Here is a 13,782-nt window from a genome sequence, read left to right on the forward strand (position 1 = left end):
CAGCTGGGCACACAGCTCAGCACCTTGCGCCGACCCGGAGTCCGCCCATGCAGCCCACCCTCGTCGCCGTCGCGCACGGCAGCCGCGACCCCCGCGCCGCGCACACCGCCCGCGCCCTCCTCGACCGTGTCCGCGAACTCCGGCCCCGCCTCGACGTCCGGCTCGGCCACATCGAGCTGAGCGAGCCGCTCCTCGACGACGTGCTGCGGGAGCTGCGCGGCGAGGCGGTCCTCGTCCCGCTGCTCCTCGGCCGCGGGTACCACGTCAAGCGCGACCTTCCGGCGGCCGCCGCCCGCGCCCCGCACCTGCGCGTCGCCTTCGCCCCGCCGCTGGGCCCGCATCCGCTGCTCGTCGAGGCCCTCTACGAACGGCTGCTGGAGGCCGGCTGGACCCCCGGCGACGCCGTGGTCCTCGCCGCCGCCGGTTCCCGCGACCCCGACTCGGCGGCCGACACCCGCAGCACCGCCGACCTGCTCGCGGAACGCCTCGGCGGCGTCCCGGTGGTCCCGGCCTACGCCTCGGCCGCCGGGCCGAGCGCACCCGACGCGGTCCGGGCACTGGCCGCCCGCGGCCACCACCGGACGGCCGTGGCCTCGTACTTCGCCGCTCCCGGCCGGTTCGCCACCCAGACCGCCGCGGCCTCGCCCGCCCTCGCCGCGGCCCCGCTGGGCGACCACCCGGCCCTCGCCCGGCTGTTGCTGCACCGCTACGACCAGGCCCTGGCGCTGCCCCGCGGCGTCTTGCGGCCGGAACTCGTCTCCGCCTGATCCCGGTTTGTCGGAGGTTCCGGTTACCGTCGATTCATGGAAGGCACCACGCACGCCACCGCAGACGACCTCTACGACGCAGCCGACACCGAGCGCTGGGCCGCCGAGCCCGACAAACGGCCCGGCCGGACCGCCTTCCAGCGCGACCGGGCCCGCGTACTGCATTCGGCCGCCCTGCGCCGCCTCGCCGGAAAGACCCAGGTGGTCACCCCGGGCACCCGCTCGTACGACTGGGACGCGAGCCCCCGTACGCGCCTCACGCACTCCCTGGAGTGCGCCCAGGTCGGCCGGGAGCTCGGCGCCGCGCTCGGCTGCGACCCCGACCTCGTCGAGGCCGCCTGCCTCTCCCACGACATGGGCCACCCGCCGTTCGGCCACAACGGCGAGGAGGCGCTCAACGAGTTCGCCAAGGACTGCGGCGGATTCGAGGGCAACGCCCAGTCGCTGCGCCTGCTGACCCGCCTGGAGCCCAAGCGCTTCGTTCCCGACCCGGCCGGCGGCGAACTCGTCAGCGTCGGCCTCAACCTCACCCGGGCCTGCCTGGACGCAGCGACCAAGTACCCGTGGGCGCGCGGGGACCACCCCACCGACCCCGGCTCGGTGAAGTTCGGCGCCTACGAGGATGACCTGCCGGTCTTCGCATGGCTGCGCCGCGGCGCGCCCGCCGACCGCAAATGCTTCGAAGCCCAGGTCATGGACTGGGCGGACGACGTCGCGTACTCCGTCCACGACTTCGAGGACGGGCTGCACGCGGGCCACCTCGACCCCAACCTGCTCTTCTCCGAGCCCGAGCGCACCGCGATCTGGCGGGTCGCCATCGGCCGTTACGTGCCCGCCGACACCGAGCCGGAGGAACTGCGGGACGCGCTCGACCGTTTGATGGAGCAGGAGTGGTGGCCGCACGGGTACGACGGCTCGGCCGTCGCCCAGGCCCGCCTGAAGGACGCGACCAGCCAGCTCATCGGCCGGTTCTGCCTGGCCGCCGAGGGCGCCACCCGCGAGGCGTACGGTTCCGGCCGCCTCACCCGGTACGGCGCCGAACTCGTGGTCCCCCGCGAGGCGCGCAACGAGTGCGCGGTCCTCAAGGCGGTCGCCGATCTGTACGTCATGCAGCGCGACGAGCAGGAGCGGATCCGGGCCGATCAGCGCATCGTCCTGGCCGAACTCGCAGAAGCGCTCAGCGCCCGCGCCCCCGAGGGCCTGGACCCGCAGTTCCGGGCCATCTTCGACGCGGCGGCGGACGACAAGGCCAGAAAGCGGGCGGTCGTCGACCAGATCGCGTGCCTCACGGACGCGGCCGCACGCTCCCTGCACGCACGCCTCACCCGGCGTGCCCGACGCGCCGAAGGGTGAGCTGATCGGGCCACTCCCCCTTCACGCGGCAGGCTCGGTGCGGGACGCTCGCATGTGGTCGCATGTGGCGGAGAGGTTATGAGGAGGCATCAGGTGGTCGACGCACACCGGACATTCGTCATCGTCGGCGCGGGGCTGGCCGGGGCAAAAGCGGCCGAAACGCTGCGTTCCGAGGGGTTCACGGGGCGGGTGATCCTGATCGGCGACGAGCGCGACCATCCCTACGAACGGCCCCCGCTGTCGAAGGGGTACCTGATGGGCAAGGACGACCGCGACAGCGTCTTCGTCCACGAGCCGTCCTGGTACGCGGCGTCCGATGTCGAGCTGCACCTCGGCCAGCCCGCGGTCCACCTGGACCGGGACGCCAAGAGGGTGGTCCTGGTCGACGGCACGGCGCTGCCCTACGACAAGCTGCTGCTGGCCACCGGCGCCGAGCCGCGCCGCCTGGACATCCCGGGCACGGGCCTGGCCGGGGTGCACCACCTGCGCCGGCTCGCGCACGCCGAGCGGCTGCGGGGCGTCCTGGCCTCCCTGGGCCGGGACAACGGCCACCTGCTGATCGCGGGCGCCGGGTGGATCGGCCTGGAGGTCGCCGCCGCGGCCCGCGGGTACGGCGCGGAGGTCACCGTCGTCGAGCCGGAGGCCACGCCGCTGCACGCGGTGCTCGGCCCGGAGATCGGCCGGCTCTTCGGGGACCTGCACGCCGAGCACGGGGTGCGGTTCCACTTCGGGGCCAGGCTGACCGAGATCGTGGGCCACGACGGCATGGTGCTGGCCGCCCGTACGGACGACGGGGAGGAGCACCCGGCGCACGCGGTGCTCGCCGCGATCGGGGCCGCGCCGCGGACGGCGCTCGCCGAGACCTCCGGGCTGACCCTGGTGGACCGGGAACACGGCGGCGGGATCGCCGTGGACGCGTCGCTGCGCACCTCCGATCCGGACGTCTTCGCGGTCGGGGACGTGGCGGCCGCCCACCACCCGGTGCTCGGGACCCGGCTGCGGGTCGAGCACTGGGCCAACGCGCTCAACGGCGGTCCGGCCGCCGCGCGGGCGATGCTGGGGCAGGAGGTCAGTTACGACCGGGTGCCGTACTTCTTCTCCGACCAGTACGACGTGGGCCTGGAGTACTCGGGGTACGCGCCGCCGGGCGGCTACGACCAGGTGCTGATCCGCGGGGACGTGGTGAAGCGGGAGTTCATCGCCTTCTGGCTCTCCGAGGGCCGGGTACTGGCCGGTATGAACGTCAATGTGTGGGATGTCACCGAGCAGATCCAGGCCCTGATCAGGTCGAAGGCGCCCGTGGACCGCGAGGCACTGGCCGACCCCTCGGTTCCGCTCGCGTCGCTGATCAAGGCGGAGGGGGCCTGACGGGTTTGTCGGCGTCCGGCCGTAGACTTCACGCGTGGCAGGACGGATCAACGACGACGACGTGAAGGCGGTACGGGACGCGGTCCCGATCGACGCCGTGGTCTCCGACTACCTCCAGCTGCGCAACGCGGGCGGCGGCAACCTCAAGGGCCTGTGCCCCTTCCACGACGAGAAGTCCCCGTCCTTCCAGGTCAGCCCCAGCAAGGGTCTCTACCACTGCTTCGGCTGCCAGGCGGGCGGGGACACCCTCGACTTCATCATGAAGATCGACCACCTCTCCTTCTCCGAGGCGGTCGAGCGCCTGGCCGGCCAGGCCGGCATCACCCTGCGGTACGAGGAGGGCGGCTACACCGCCGGCACCAGCGGCCGCGGTGAGCGCATCCGCCTGGTCGAGGCGCACAAGGCCGCCGCCCAGTTCTACGTCGACCAGCTGGACAGTCCCGAGGCGGAGATCGGCCGCAAGTTCCTGGCCGGGCGCGGCTTCGACCAGGCGGCCGCCACGCACTTCAGCGTGGGCTACAGCCCGGCCGGCTGGGACCACCTGACCCGCTTCCTGCGCGGCAAGGGCTTCAGCGACAAGGAGCTGATCACCTCCGGGCTCGCCCAGGACAGCCGGAGCGGCAAGCCCATCGACCGCTTCCGCGGCCGGCTGATGTGGCCCATCCGCGACATCAGCGGCGAGGTGGTGGGCTTCGGCGCGCGCAAGTTGCGCGACGACGACAACGGCCCCAAGTACCTGAACACGCCAGAGACCGCGATCTACAAGAAGTCCCAGGTGCTCTACGGCATCGACCTGGCGAAGAAGGAGATCGCGAAGACCTCGCGCGCCGTCGTGGTCGAGGGCTACACCGACGTGATGGCCTGCCATCTGGCCGGGGTCACCACCGCGATCGCGACCTGCGGCACGGCCTTCGGCGGGGATCACATCAAGATCCTCCGCCGGCTGCTGATGGACAACGCGACCGCCGAGGTGATCTTCACCTTCGACGGTGACGCGGCCGGGCAGAAGGCGGCGCTGCGGGCCTTCGAGGACGACCAGAAGTTCGCCGCCGAGACCTCGATCGCGATCACCCCGGGCGGCATGGACCCCTGCGACCTGCGCCTGGCGGAGGGGGACGCCGCCGTGTCCGGGCTGGTGGAGTCCCGCACTCCGCTCTTCGAGTTCGCGCTGCGGCACATCGTCGCCCGGCACAACCTGGAGAACCCGGCGGGCCGGGCGGCCGCGCTGGACGAGGCCGCACCGGTCGTCGCCAACATCAAGAACATCGCGATCCAGCACGAGTCCGCGGTCCAGCTCGCGGGCATGCTGGGGATCCGCGACGAGCAGTTCGTGGTCAAGCGCGTCGCGCAGCTGGCGCGCTGGGCCCGCGAGCGCGGCGGACAGGGCGAGGCCCGGCCGCAGCGGGGCGGCGCCCGCCCGTCGTACGAGGCCACCCCCGCGCCCGCCGCCCAGCAGACCGGCGGCGGCCCCGCCCTGAACCTGCGCAGCCCGGCCCACCGCACCGAGCGCGAGCTGCTGAAGCTGGCCCTCCAGCGCCCGGCCCTGGTCTCCCCCGCCTTCGACGCGTACGGGATGGACGAGTTCACCGCCCCGCCCTACGCGGCCGTGCGCCAGGCCATCCAGGACGCGGGCGGCGCCTCGCTCGGCACCGAGGACTACCTCGCCCGCGTGCGTGACGCCGCCCCGAACGACACCGTCCGCGCGCTCGTCACGGAGCTGGCGGTCGAGGCCATCCACGCCAAGACGGTGGACGAGATCTACGCGGGGGTCCAGCTGGTCCAGGTGCGGCTGCGCGCCGTCGACCGCCGGGTCCACGAGATCCAGGGCACGCTGTCCCGGCTGGGCCCGCAGGCCCCGCCGGAGCAACTGGCCGCGGTCCAGGAGGAGCTGTGGGTGCTCCAGCAGTACGGCCAGCGGCTGCGCAACCGGGGCGCCGAGGGCCTGTAGGCCGGCCGAGTGCCTGTAAGGCGGGCCACGGGTCGCTAGGACGACGGGCCCTGGATCCGCTTCAGCCAGTCGCCGCCCGGTATCCCGGTGCCGGACTCCCGCAGGTCGCGGGCGACCAGCGGGGACGCCAGGTAGACCCAGGCGAGCACCCGGGTTCCGTCGGGGCGCAGCGCCTCACGGGCGATCCGGTCGTAGACGTTCCCCGGGCGGCCCGGGCCTGCGTACTCCTCCAGCCGGTCCAGCGCGGCCAGCAGTTCCTCGTACGCGCCCGGCTCCGCGGTGACCAGCTCCCCGGCGACGGCCGAACCGGGGTCCTCGACCGCGAAGGGGTAGCCGGGACCGTCGTAGAGAGCCACGTCCGCAAGGGTGGCGGGCTCCTCCGAGAGGGTGCGGCCGCGCAGGAACAGGTCGTGGTTGACCTCGCCCGGGCGCAGGGTCCCGTATACGAAGAACGGGAGCGGAGCGGTCGGATCTTGTGGCCGAACGACCGATGTCACGGGGCCCTCCCTGGGGTGCGGCGGAATACTCCGCAGGTGGGACGAAGGTCCCGACTCGGCTGCGTACCCCCACCGTACGCACCGCTGTTGCACGACCTCCCGTCACCCGGACGGCGCGGGCGGCCCGAATGGCGGTGATAGCTGCTTGACCTGTGGAAACAACGTCACGGCGGAGCGTCCACAGGCGGACCTGACGGGACATCAGCAGGCGCACGGCGGGCGGGCCGGGTTACCTCGGAACCACGACCCCGTGTCTCCAGGGAGAGTGTCCCCATGCGCCGACGTACCGCCCACGCGCTGACCGCCGCCACGCTGACCTGCGCCGCTTTCGCCGGCCCGGTCGCCGGTGCGGTCGCCGCCGCGGATCTCGGCATGGGGAGCTTCGCGCCCGGCGACTTCGCCGCGCTGGAGGTGTGGCCCAAGTCCGCCGCTCCCGGCACCACGGTCACCGTGAACACCAGTGCCTGCGGGCACGGCAGCCACGCCGAGGGTGATGCCACCACGGTGGGCGGCGGCCGGTTCAAGCTGGCCCCCGGCACCCGCAAGGAGGTGGTAGTCGGGCAGTTCCAGGTCGCCCACGGCACCCGTCCCGGCAGCTACGGCATCGGGGTGACCTGCGCGAACGGCAAGTTCGCCACCGGCGACCTGGTCGTCACCGAACGCGGCCCGCAGGGCCACGTCCAGACCGGGGTGGGCGGTGGCACGACCACCGCCACCGACCCCGCCAAGATCGCGGCGGGAGCGGCAGTGCTGGCCGCGACCGCCGTCGGCGGTACCTGGCTCCTGCGTCGCCGGGCGAGCGGCACGCGGAGCTGACGGACGCCCACCGCGGCTCCGGCCGCGGTCCGACCGGTACCGTCCCCCGTCGCCCGCCCCGCGAGGTCCCCCCGTCGCGGGGCCGGGCGACGGCCAGTCACCCCGAAACGGAAGCCGAGGGATACGGATGGGTGGCGATTTCGGAGGAATCCGGGGCCGCGACCGGCAGCCCTGGCCGACGCCCGGCCCCAGGAACGACCCCAGGGCCCCCAGGGCCTGCGACCGCCCTGGACCGGGTACGGCCTCCCCTGGCCGATCCGGCCGATCCGGCCGCATCCTCACCGCCCGCCAAGGGGGCCTCGTGGCCATCGCCGCCTGTGTCGGCATCTGGCTCGTGACGAGCGGTTCCCGAGAGCCCGTCGGCCCGCCGCTGCCCTCCCCCGCCGAGGCCCTGACCGCCTCCACCGCCTGGGGTCCCGGTCTCGCGCCGCTGACCGGATCCCCGCCCACCCGGATCCGGATCCCCTCCATCCGGGTCGACGCCCCGTTGACCGGGCTCGGCCTGCAGCCGGGCGGCAGCCTCGAAGTGCCCCCGCCGGACCGGAGCGATCTGGCCGGCTGGTACCGCGACGGCACCACACCGGGCGCCGTCGGCACCGCCGTCATCGCCGGGCACGTGGACGACGCCGCCGGGCCGGGGGTCTTCTACCACCTGGGGGCGCTGCGCCGCGGGGCCGCCGTCGAGATCCCGCGCGCGGACGGCCGTACCGCCGTGTTCACGGTCCACGCGGTCGAGGTCTACGACGCCAAGGGCTTCCCCGACACCCGCGTCTACGGGCCTTCGGCGCGCGCCGAGCTGCGGGTGATCACCTGCGGCGGCGACTTCTCACCGCGCACCGGCTACCGCGGCAACGTGGTCGTCTTCGCCCACCTCACCGGGACGTACTAAGCGGCCTCGGGAAGTGGGGTGCGTTTCCGCGTCGTCCGGTGCGGTGCATCGCAAGGCGGAGCAGTGCCCTTGTACTGGACGCACTCGGGCACTGCGACAACGCGGCGAGGTGCCGTGCCTGGGGGCACCTCCCAGCGGTAGCCGGGGGAGCGGCACGGGGACGTGCCCTACGTCCCCGAGGCCGCTTAGCGGACGTACCGGGGCGTGTCAGCCCCACTGCTCGAAGCCGAGCTTGATCACCAGCGCGCCCACCACCGTCAGCAGCACGCCGCGGACGAAGCCACTGCCCTTCTTGAGCGCCATGCCCGCGCCGATCATGGCGCCGGCCAGGTTGAACACCGCCATCAGCGCGGCCAGCTGCCACAGCACCATGCCCTGGTACGCGAACATCGCGAGCGCCCCGGCGTTCGTGCACACGTTGACGATCTTGGCGGTCGCGGAGGCGGTGACCAGGTCGAGGTGGAGCAGCGCGGTGAGCGCGAGCACCAGGAAGGTGCCCGTGCCCGGCCCGATGAGGCCGTCGTAGAAGCCGATGCCGAGCCCGCCGAGGCCGATCGTGAGCAGCACCCGCTGCCGGCTGACGGGCGAGGCGCTCGGGGCGGTGCCGAAGGCGGGCCGGAAGAGCACGAAGCCCGCGACGACCACGAGCACCGCCATGATCAGCGGGCGGAGCGCGTCCTTGCTGATGCCCCCGGCGAGCGCGGCGCCGCCCATCGAGCCGGCGAGCGCCGCGAGGCCGATGCGGACGGCGAGCTTCACGTTCACCGGGGCCTTGCGGAGGTAGGTCACGGCCGCGCCCGTGGTACCGACGATGGCGACGGCCTTGTTGGTACCGAGGACGGTGGCCGGGTGGGCGCTGGGCAGGCCGAGGAGCAGGGCGGGCAGGAGCAGCAGGCCGCCACCGCCCACGACCGCGTCGATCCAGCCCGCGGCGGCTGCGGCCACGCACAGCACGATGATCATGGTTGTCGATATGTCAGGCACGGTCATGACCCTATGGAGCAGTTGGCTGCATGAGCCATCAATCCCCGGAAACTTGCGCAAAGGTTGAGCTTTGTCTGGCCGGCGCCCGGTCCGGGGCCTCCGGCGCCCGCGGGTCCACGACCGCCGTCAGCACGCTCGCGGCCAGCACACTGGCGATCCCCAGCCCGGCGCCCAGCCGCAGGGGGGAGGGTTTGCGGTGGCGAGCCGCGGCCCGGCGCGTGACGGCGGGCGCGGGTGCGGGTGCGGGTGCCGGTGCGGGCACGGACAGGGCGATGTGCAGCGGGTGACGCACGGCGGGGCGGGTCCTCTCGGAAGGTCAGAAGCTGAAGCACTCGGAATGGATGCGTCCGGCCGGCACCCCGGCCCGCAGCAGCGCGGCCCGGGCCGCCTCGGCCATGCCAGGCGGCCCGCACAGGTACACGTCGTGCTCGGCCAGGCCCGGCACCAGCGCGGCCAATGCCTGCGGGGCGAGCGGATCGTAGGCGCCGCCGGAGGACCCGAGCAGGTAGTGCAGCCCGGCCTGCCGCTCGGCGGCGATCGCCTCCAGCTCGGAGCGCAGTACGAGGTGCTCCTCGGCCCCGGCCCGGTAGAGCAGGGTGATGTCCCCGGGGCCGCCGGGCAGCGTCTCGAACAGGGCCCGCATCGGCGTGATCCCGACCCCGCCCGCGATCAGCAGCACCTTGGGCCGCGTCCGGCGGGCGGCGGTGAGCGCCCCGAACGGCCCGGTGGCCAGGACCCGCGCGCCGGGGCGCAGTCGGCGGATCCGGCGGGAGTGGCCGCCGAGCCCCTTGACGGTGATGCGCAGGGTGTTCCCGCGGACCGGCGCGGACAGCGAGAACGGCAGGGCGGTGAGCAGGACCACCACCCCCGCCCCGCCCAGCATCCCGCCCCTGACCCGCACCGCCGCATCTCGCATGCGGGCCACGCTAGGGGCCCGTACGGCGCCGGTGGTGATCCTTAAGTCGGCCTTGAGGAAAGCCTCACGGGCGCTTAACCCGGGTGCTGAGGTGGGCGTTCCCCCTGGGTAACAGCAGCGATCCGGCGGGGAAACAGCGGTCGCGCACGCTCGGGGCATGACATCGGAGCAGCGTGTGGTGGTGATCGGCGGCGGCCTCGCGGGCCTGCGGCTCGCTGCGCGGCTGGGCGGGAGCGCGGAGGTGACCGTTCTCGGCGAGGAGTCGCACGTCCCGTACAACCGGGTACTGCTCGCCGAGGTGCTGGCGGGCCGGTACGCGCCGGAGGTGGCCGCCCTCCCGGCGCCCGGCCCGGCGCTGCGGCGGGGCGTCCGGGCGGTTCGCGTCGACCGGGCCGACCGCCTGGTGCACTGCGACGACGGCGCGGCGCTGGCGTACGACACCCTGGTACTGGCGACCGGGTCCAACCCGGTGCTCCCTCCGCTGCGCGGCCTGTTCGATCCCGGGGGGCGGGATCTGCCCGAAGGGGTCCACGCGTTCCGCACGATGGACGACTGCCTCGCCCTGTCGGCGGCCGTACGCCCCGGGGTGCGGGCGGTGGTGATCGGCGGGGGCCTGCTGGGCGTCTCGGCGGCCCGCGCGCTCGCCGCGCGGGGTGCGCAGGTGGTCCTGGCCCAGCAGGCGGAGCGCCTGATGGAGCGGCAGCTGGACGCGGGCGCCTCGGCCTTGCTGGACGCCCACCTGACCGGTCTCGGCGTGGAGATCCACACGGAGTGCCGGGTCCGCGGCCTGACCACGCAACCCGCGGCGTCGGCGCCGGGGCTGCGGAAGGTCACCGGGGTCGAGCTCGCCGACGGCTACCGGCTCGACGCCGACCTCGTCGTGCTCGCCTGCGGCGTCCGGCCCCGCACCGGCCTCGCCCAGGCCGCCGGCCTCGACGTCCTCACGGGCATCGTGGTCGACGGCCTGCTCCGCACCAGCGACCCCCGCATCCACGCCATCGGCGACTGCGCCGAGCACGCCGGCCGGGTGTACGGCCTGGCCGGCCCGGCGCTGGAGCAGGCCGACGCCCTCGCCGCCACCCTCACCGGCTCCCCCACGGAATACACCGGCACCCGCGCCCTGACCCGCCTCACCCTCGGCGGAGCCGACGCGCACTTCGACCTCGCCGCCTTCGGCGAACCGAACCCCCGCCCCGGCGACGACGTGGTCCGCCTCGCCGACGCCACCCGCCGGACCTACCGGACGGTCGTCGTCCGCGGCGACCGCCTCGTCGGCGGGGTGCTGCTCGGCGAGCTCTCCACCGTGGGCGCCCTCGCCCGCACCTGGGAGGGCGACGAATCACCGCACGACCTGTTCCACCTGCTCACCGACGACGGAGGCCACTGACATGACCGAGCCCCTGCCCGCGATCGTGCTCATCGGGCACGGCATGGTCGGCCAGCGCTACCTGGAGGCCCTGGCCGAACGCGGCGCGACCCGGACCCACCGGATCACCGTGCTCTGCGAGGAGCCCCGGCCCGCCTACGACCGCGTACACCTGACCTCGTACTTCTCCGGAAGCACCGCCGAGGACCTGTCCATGACGCCCCCCGGCTTCATGGCCGAGCACGGCATCGCGCTCCACCTCGACGACCCCGCCGAGCACATCGACCGGGCGGCCCGCACGGTGACCTCCCGGTCCGGGCAGGTGTTCCCGTACGACGTCCTGGTCCTGGCCACCGGCAGCTACCCCTTCGTGCCGCCCGTCCCCGGCAAGGACGCCCCCGGCTGCTTCGTCTACCGCACCATCGAGGACCTCCTCGCCATCGAGGAGTACGCGAAGGACCACACCAGCGGCGCGGTCGTCGGTGGCGGACTCCTCGGGCTCGAAGCCGCCGGCGCCCTCCAGGGGCTCGGCCTCGCCACCCGCGTCGTCGAGTTCGCCCCGCGCCTGATGCCCGTACAGGTCGACGAAGGCGGCGGCGCCGCCCTCCTGCGCACCATCGAGTCCATGGGCCTCACCGTGCACACCGGTGTCGGCACCCAGGAGGTGCTGACCGGCGAGGACGGCCGGGTCAGCGGGATGCGGCTCTCCGACGGCTCCACCGTCGACACCGGCCTCGTCGTCTTCTCCGCCGGTGTCCGCCCCCGCGACCAGCTGGCCCGCGACGCGGGACTGGACGTCGGCGAGCGCGGCGGCATCGCGGTCGACGCCCGCTGCCGCACCTCGGACCCGCACGTCTACGCCGTCGGCGAGTGCGCCCTCGCCTGCGACGGCCGGGTCTATGGGCTGGTCGCCCCCGGCTACGAGATGGCCGAGACGGCCGCCGAGGACCTGCTGGGCCGCGAGAAGGAGTTCACCGGAGCCGACCTCTCCACCAAGCTCAAGCTGCTCGGCGTGGACGTGGCGTCCTTCGGCGACGCCCACGGGGCCACCGAGGGCAGCCTGGACGTCGTCTGGTCCGACTCCCGCTCCGGCGTCTACAAGAAGCTGGTCGTCTCCCCCGACGGGATCCTCCTCGGCGGCGTCCTGGTCGGCGACGCGGACTCGTACGGCCTGCTGCGCCCGCTCACCGGCAGCGTCCCGCCCGTCGCCCCCGAGCAGCTGGTCCTGCCGGCCGGTGTCGGCGCGCCCGTCGCGCTCGGCCCGTCCTCGCTCCCCGACCACGCGGTGATCTGCTCCTGCCACAACGTCACCAAGAAGGCCATCACCGCCTTCACCACCCTCCCCGAGGTCAAGAAGTGCACCAAGGCGGGCACCGGCTGCGGCGGGTGCCTCAAGGTGATCGGGCAGCTGCTGCCCGCCGCCGCCGACAAGGGGCTGTGCGGCTGCTTCCCCTTCACCCGTGCCGAGCTCTACGAGATCGTCCGCACCCGCCGCCTGACCTCGTACCAGGAGCTCCTCGACGGCCACGGCCGCCCCGAGGCCCGCGGCGGTGACGGCTGCGAGGTGTGCAAGCCCGCCGTCGGCTCGGTCATCGCCTCGCTCGCCGCGACCCTCGGCGCGAGCGGCTACGTCCTGGACGGGGAGCAGGCCGCCCTCCAGGACACCAACGACCATTTCCTCGCGAACATGCAGCGCAACGGCTCGTACTCGGTCGTCCCCCGCATCCCCGGCGGCGAGATCACCCCCGACAAGCTGATCGTGATCGGCGAGGTGGCCCGCGACTTCGGCCTCTACACGAAGATCACCGGCGGTCAGCGGATCGACCTCTTCGGCGCGAGCGTGGACCAGCTCCCCCGGATCTGGGCGCGGCTCGTCGACGCCGGATTCGAGTCCGGGCACGCGTACGGGAAGGCCCTGCGGACGGTGAAGTCCTGCGTGGGACAGACCTGGTGCCGGTACGGAGTGCAGGACAGCGTACGGATGGCCATCGACCTGGAGCTGCGCTACCGGGGGCTGCGCGCCCCGCACAAGCTCAAGTCGGCGGTCTCCGGCTGCACCCGCGAGTGCGCGGAGGCGCAGAGCAAGGACTTCGGGGTCATCGCGACGGCGAGCGGCTGGAACCTCTACGTGGGCGGCAACGGCGGGGCCACCCCGCGCCACGCCGACCTCCTGGCCCAGGACCTGTCGGACGCGGAACTGATCCGGCTGATCGACCGGTTCCTGATGTTCTACATCCGCACCGCCGACCGGCTGGAGCGGACCTCCAGCTGGCTGGAGCGGCTGGAGGGGGGACTGGACCACCTGCGGGACGTGATCGTGCACGACTCGCTCGGGCTGTGCGCGGAGCTGGAGTCCCTGATGGCCGACCACGTGGCGCACTACCGGGACGAGTGGGCCGAGACGCTGGAGGACCCGGAGCGGCTGCGCCGGTTCGTGTCCTTCGTCAACGCGCCCGGCGCCCCCGACCCGACCGTGAAGTTCGTCCCCGAGCGCGACCAGGTCAAGCCCGACCTGGCCGTCCTGACGATCGGAGGAGTCCGATGACCGTGGAACTGCAGGTGGCGGAGGGCTGGCTGACGGTGTGCGAGCTGTCCGCGCTCACCCCCGGGCGCGGGGTGGCGGCCCTGCTGCCCGACGGGAGCCAGGCCGCCGTGTTCGTCGACCGCGCGGGGCGTGCGTACGCCATCGGCAACCAGGACCCCTTCACCGGGGCGCACGTCCTCTCGCGGGGACTGCTGGGAACCGTGGCGGGCCGGCCCTTCGTGGCCTCGCCGCTGCTGAAGCAGCGCTTCGACCTGGAGTCGGGGCGCTGCCTGGACGACGAGGAGGTGGCGGTCCGGACCTACCCGGTGCGGACCGCCGCGACCTCCTGACCAC

11 protein-coding genes and 1 pseudogene are annotated in these 13,782 nt (G+C 73.8%); 9 read left to right on the forward strand and 3 right to left on the reverse strand.

From position 1 onward, the window contains the following. The first annotated feature begins 47 nt into the window (after positions 1 to 47). The 4 genes from OG429_RS13790 (at position 48) to dnaG (ending at position 5,436) form a co-directional block, all read left to right on the forward strand. Entirely contained in the window at positions 48 to 767 is a 720-nt protein-coding gene (locus tag OG429_RS13790; protein WP_405679981.1) for a sirohydrochlorin chelatase, read from the forward strand. A 36-nt stretch (positions 768 to 803) separates the two neighbouring features. After that, positions 804 to 2,120 (forward strand): deoxyguanosinetriphosphate triphosphohydrolase, encoded by a 1,317-nt coding sequence (locus OG429_RS13795; protein WP_328925620.1) that lies wholly within the window; start codon positions 804 to 806, stop codon positions 2,118 to 2,120. A 93-nt stretch (positions 2,121 to 2,213) separates the two neighbouring features. Then, positions 2,214 to 3,488 carry an NAD(P)/FAD-dependent oxidoreductase gene (locus OG429_RS13800; RefSeq protein WP_328925621.1) on the forward strand — a complete coding sequence of 425 codons (1,275 nt, stop codon included), beginning with the start codon at positions 2,214 to 2,216 and terminating at the stop codon, positions 3,486 to 3,488. Between the two features lie 34 nt (positions 3,489 to 3,522). Next, complete coding sequence (gene dnaG, locus OG429_RS13805; protein ID WP_328925622.1) at positions 3,523 to 5,436, forward strand: DNA primase; 1,914 nt, start codon at positions 3,523 to 3,525, stop codon at positions 5,434 to 5,436. Between the two features lie 35 nt (positions 5,437 to 5,471). Here dnaG and OG429_RS13810 read toward each other — a convergent pair whose 3' ends face one another. Continuing rightward, on the reverse strand, positions 5,472 to 5,933 hold the full coding sequence (locus OG429_RS13810; protein WP_328925623.1) for a gamma-glutamylcyclotransferase family protein: 462 nt from the start codon (positions 5,931 to 5,933) through the stop codon (positions 5,472 to 5,474). Between the two features lie 273 nt (positions 5,934 to 6,206). On the opposite strand from OG429_RS13810, the gene OG429_RS13815 reads away from it, so the two are divergent. Together OG429_RS13815 and OG429_RS13820 are read left to right on the forward strand one after the other, a co-directional pair. After that, entirely contained in the window at positions 6,207 to 6,749 is a 543-nt protein-coding gene (locus tag OG429_RS13815) for a hypothetical protein (protein WP_328925624.1), read from the forward strand. A gap of 301 nt (positions 6,750 to 7,050) precedes the next feature. Beyond that, complete coding sequence (locus OG429_RS13820) at positions 7,051 to 7,638, forward strand: class F sortase (RefSeq protein WP_328925625.1); 588 nt, start codon at positions 7,051 to 7,053, stop codon at positions 7,636 to 7,638. A 207-nt stretch (positions 7,639 to 7,845) separates the two neighbouring features. Here the strand turns inward: OG429_RS13820 and OG429_RS13825 are convergent, their stop codons facing one another. Together OG429_RS13825 and OG429_RS13830 are read right to left on the reverse strand one after the other, a co-directional pair. Next, a complete protein-coding gene (locus OG429_RS13825) occupies positions 7,846 to 8,622 on the reverse strand; it encodes a sulfite exporter TauE/SafE family protein (protein WP_328925626.1) in 777 nt (258 codons plus the stop codon). A 316-nt stretch (positions 8,623 to 8,938) separates the two neighbouring features. Continuing rightward, positions 8,939 to 9,472, reverse strand: a pseudogene (locus OG429_RS13830) (ferric reductase); the annotation flags it as partial. Positions 9,473 to 9,695: 223 nt separating this feature from the next. Between OG429_RS13830 and OG429_RS13835 the strand changes: the two are divergent. Genes OG429_RS13835 through nirD form a run of 3 tightly spaced genes read left to right on the forward strand, consistent with a single transcriptional unit; the run spans position 9,696 to position 13,778 of the window. Further along, positions 9,696 to 10,925 (forward strand): NAD(P)/FAD-dependent oxidoreductase, encoded by a 1,230-nt coding sequence (locus tag OG429_RS13835; protein ID WP_328925627.1) that lies wholly within the window; start codon positions 9,696 to 9,698, stop codon positions 10,923 to 10,925. A 1-nt stretch (position 10,926) separates the two neighbouring features. After that, positions 10,927 to 13,449: a nitrite reductase large subunit NirB gene (gene nirB, locus OG429_RS13840; RefSeq protein WP_328925628.1), complete on the forward strand. Its 2,523-nt coding sequence runs from the start codon at positions 10,927 to 10,929 to the stop codon at positions 13,447 to 13,449. Continuing rightward, positions 13,446 to 13,778, forward strand: coding sequence for a nitrite reductase small subunit NirD (gene nirD / locus OG429_RS13845; RefSeq protein WP_328925629.1), 333 nt, complete (start codon positions 13,446 to 13,448; stop codon positions 13,776 to 13,778). The genes nirB and nirD overlap by 4 nt, the downstream gene beginning before the upstream one ends. Positions 13,779 to 13,782: the final 4 nt, after the last annotated feature.

This window comes from Streptomyces sp. NBC_00190, assembly GCF_036203305.1.
Taxonomy (GTDB): Bacteria; Actinomycetota; Actinomycetes; order Streptomycetales; family Streptomycetaceae; genus Streptomyces.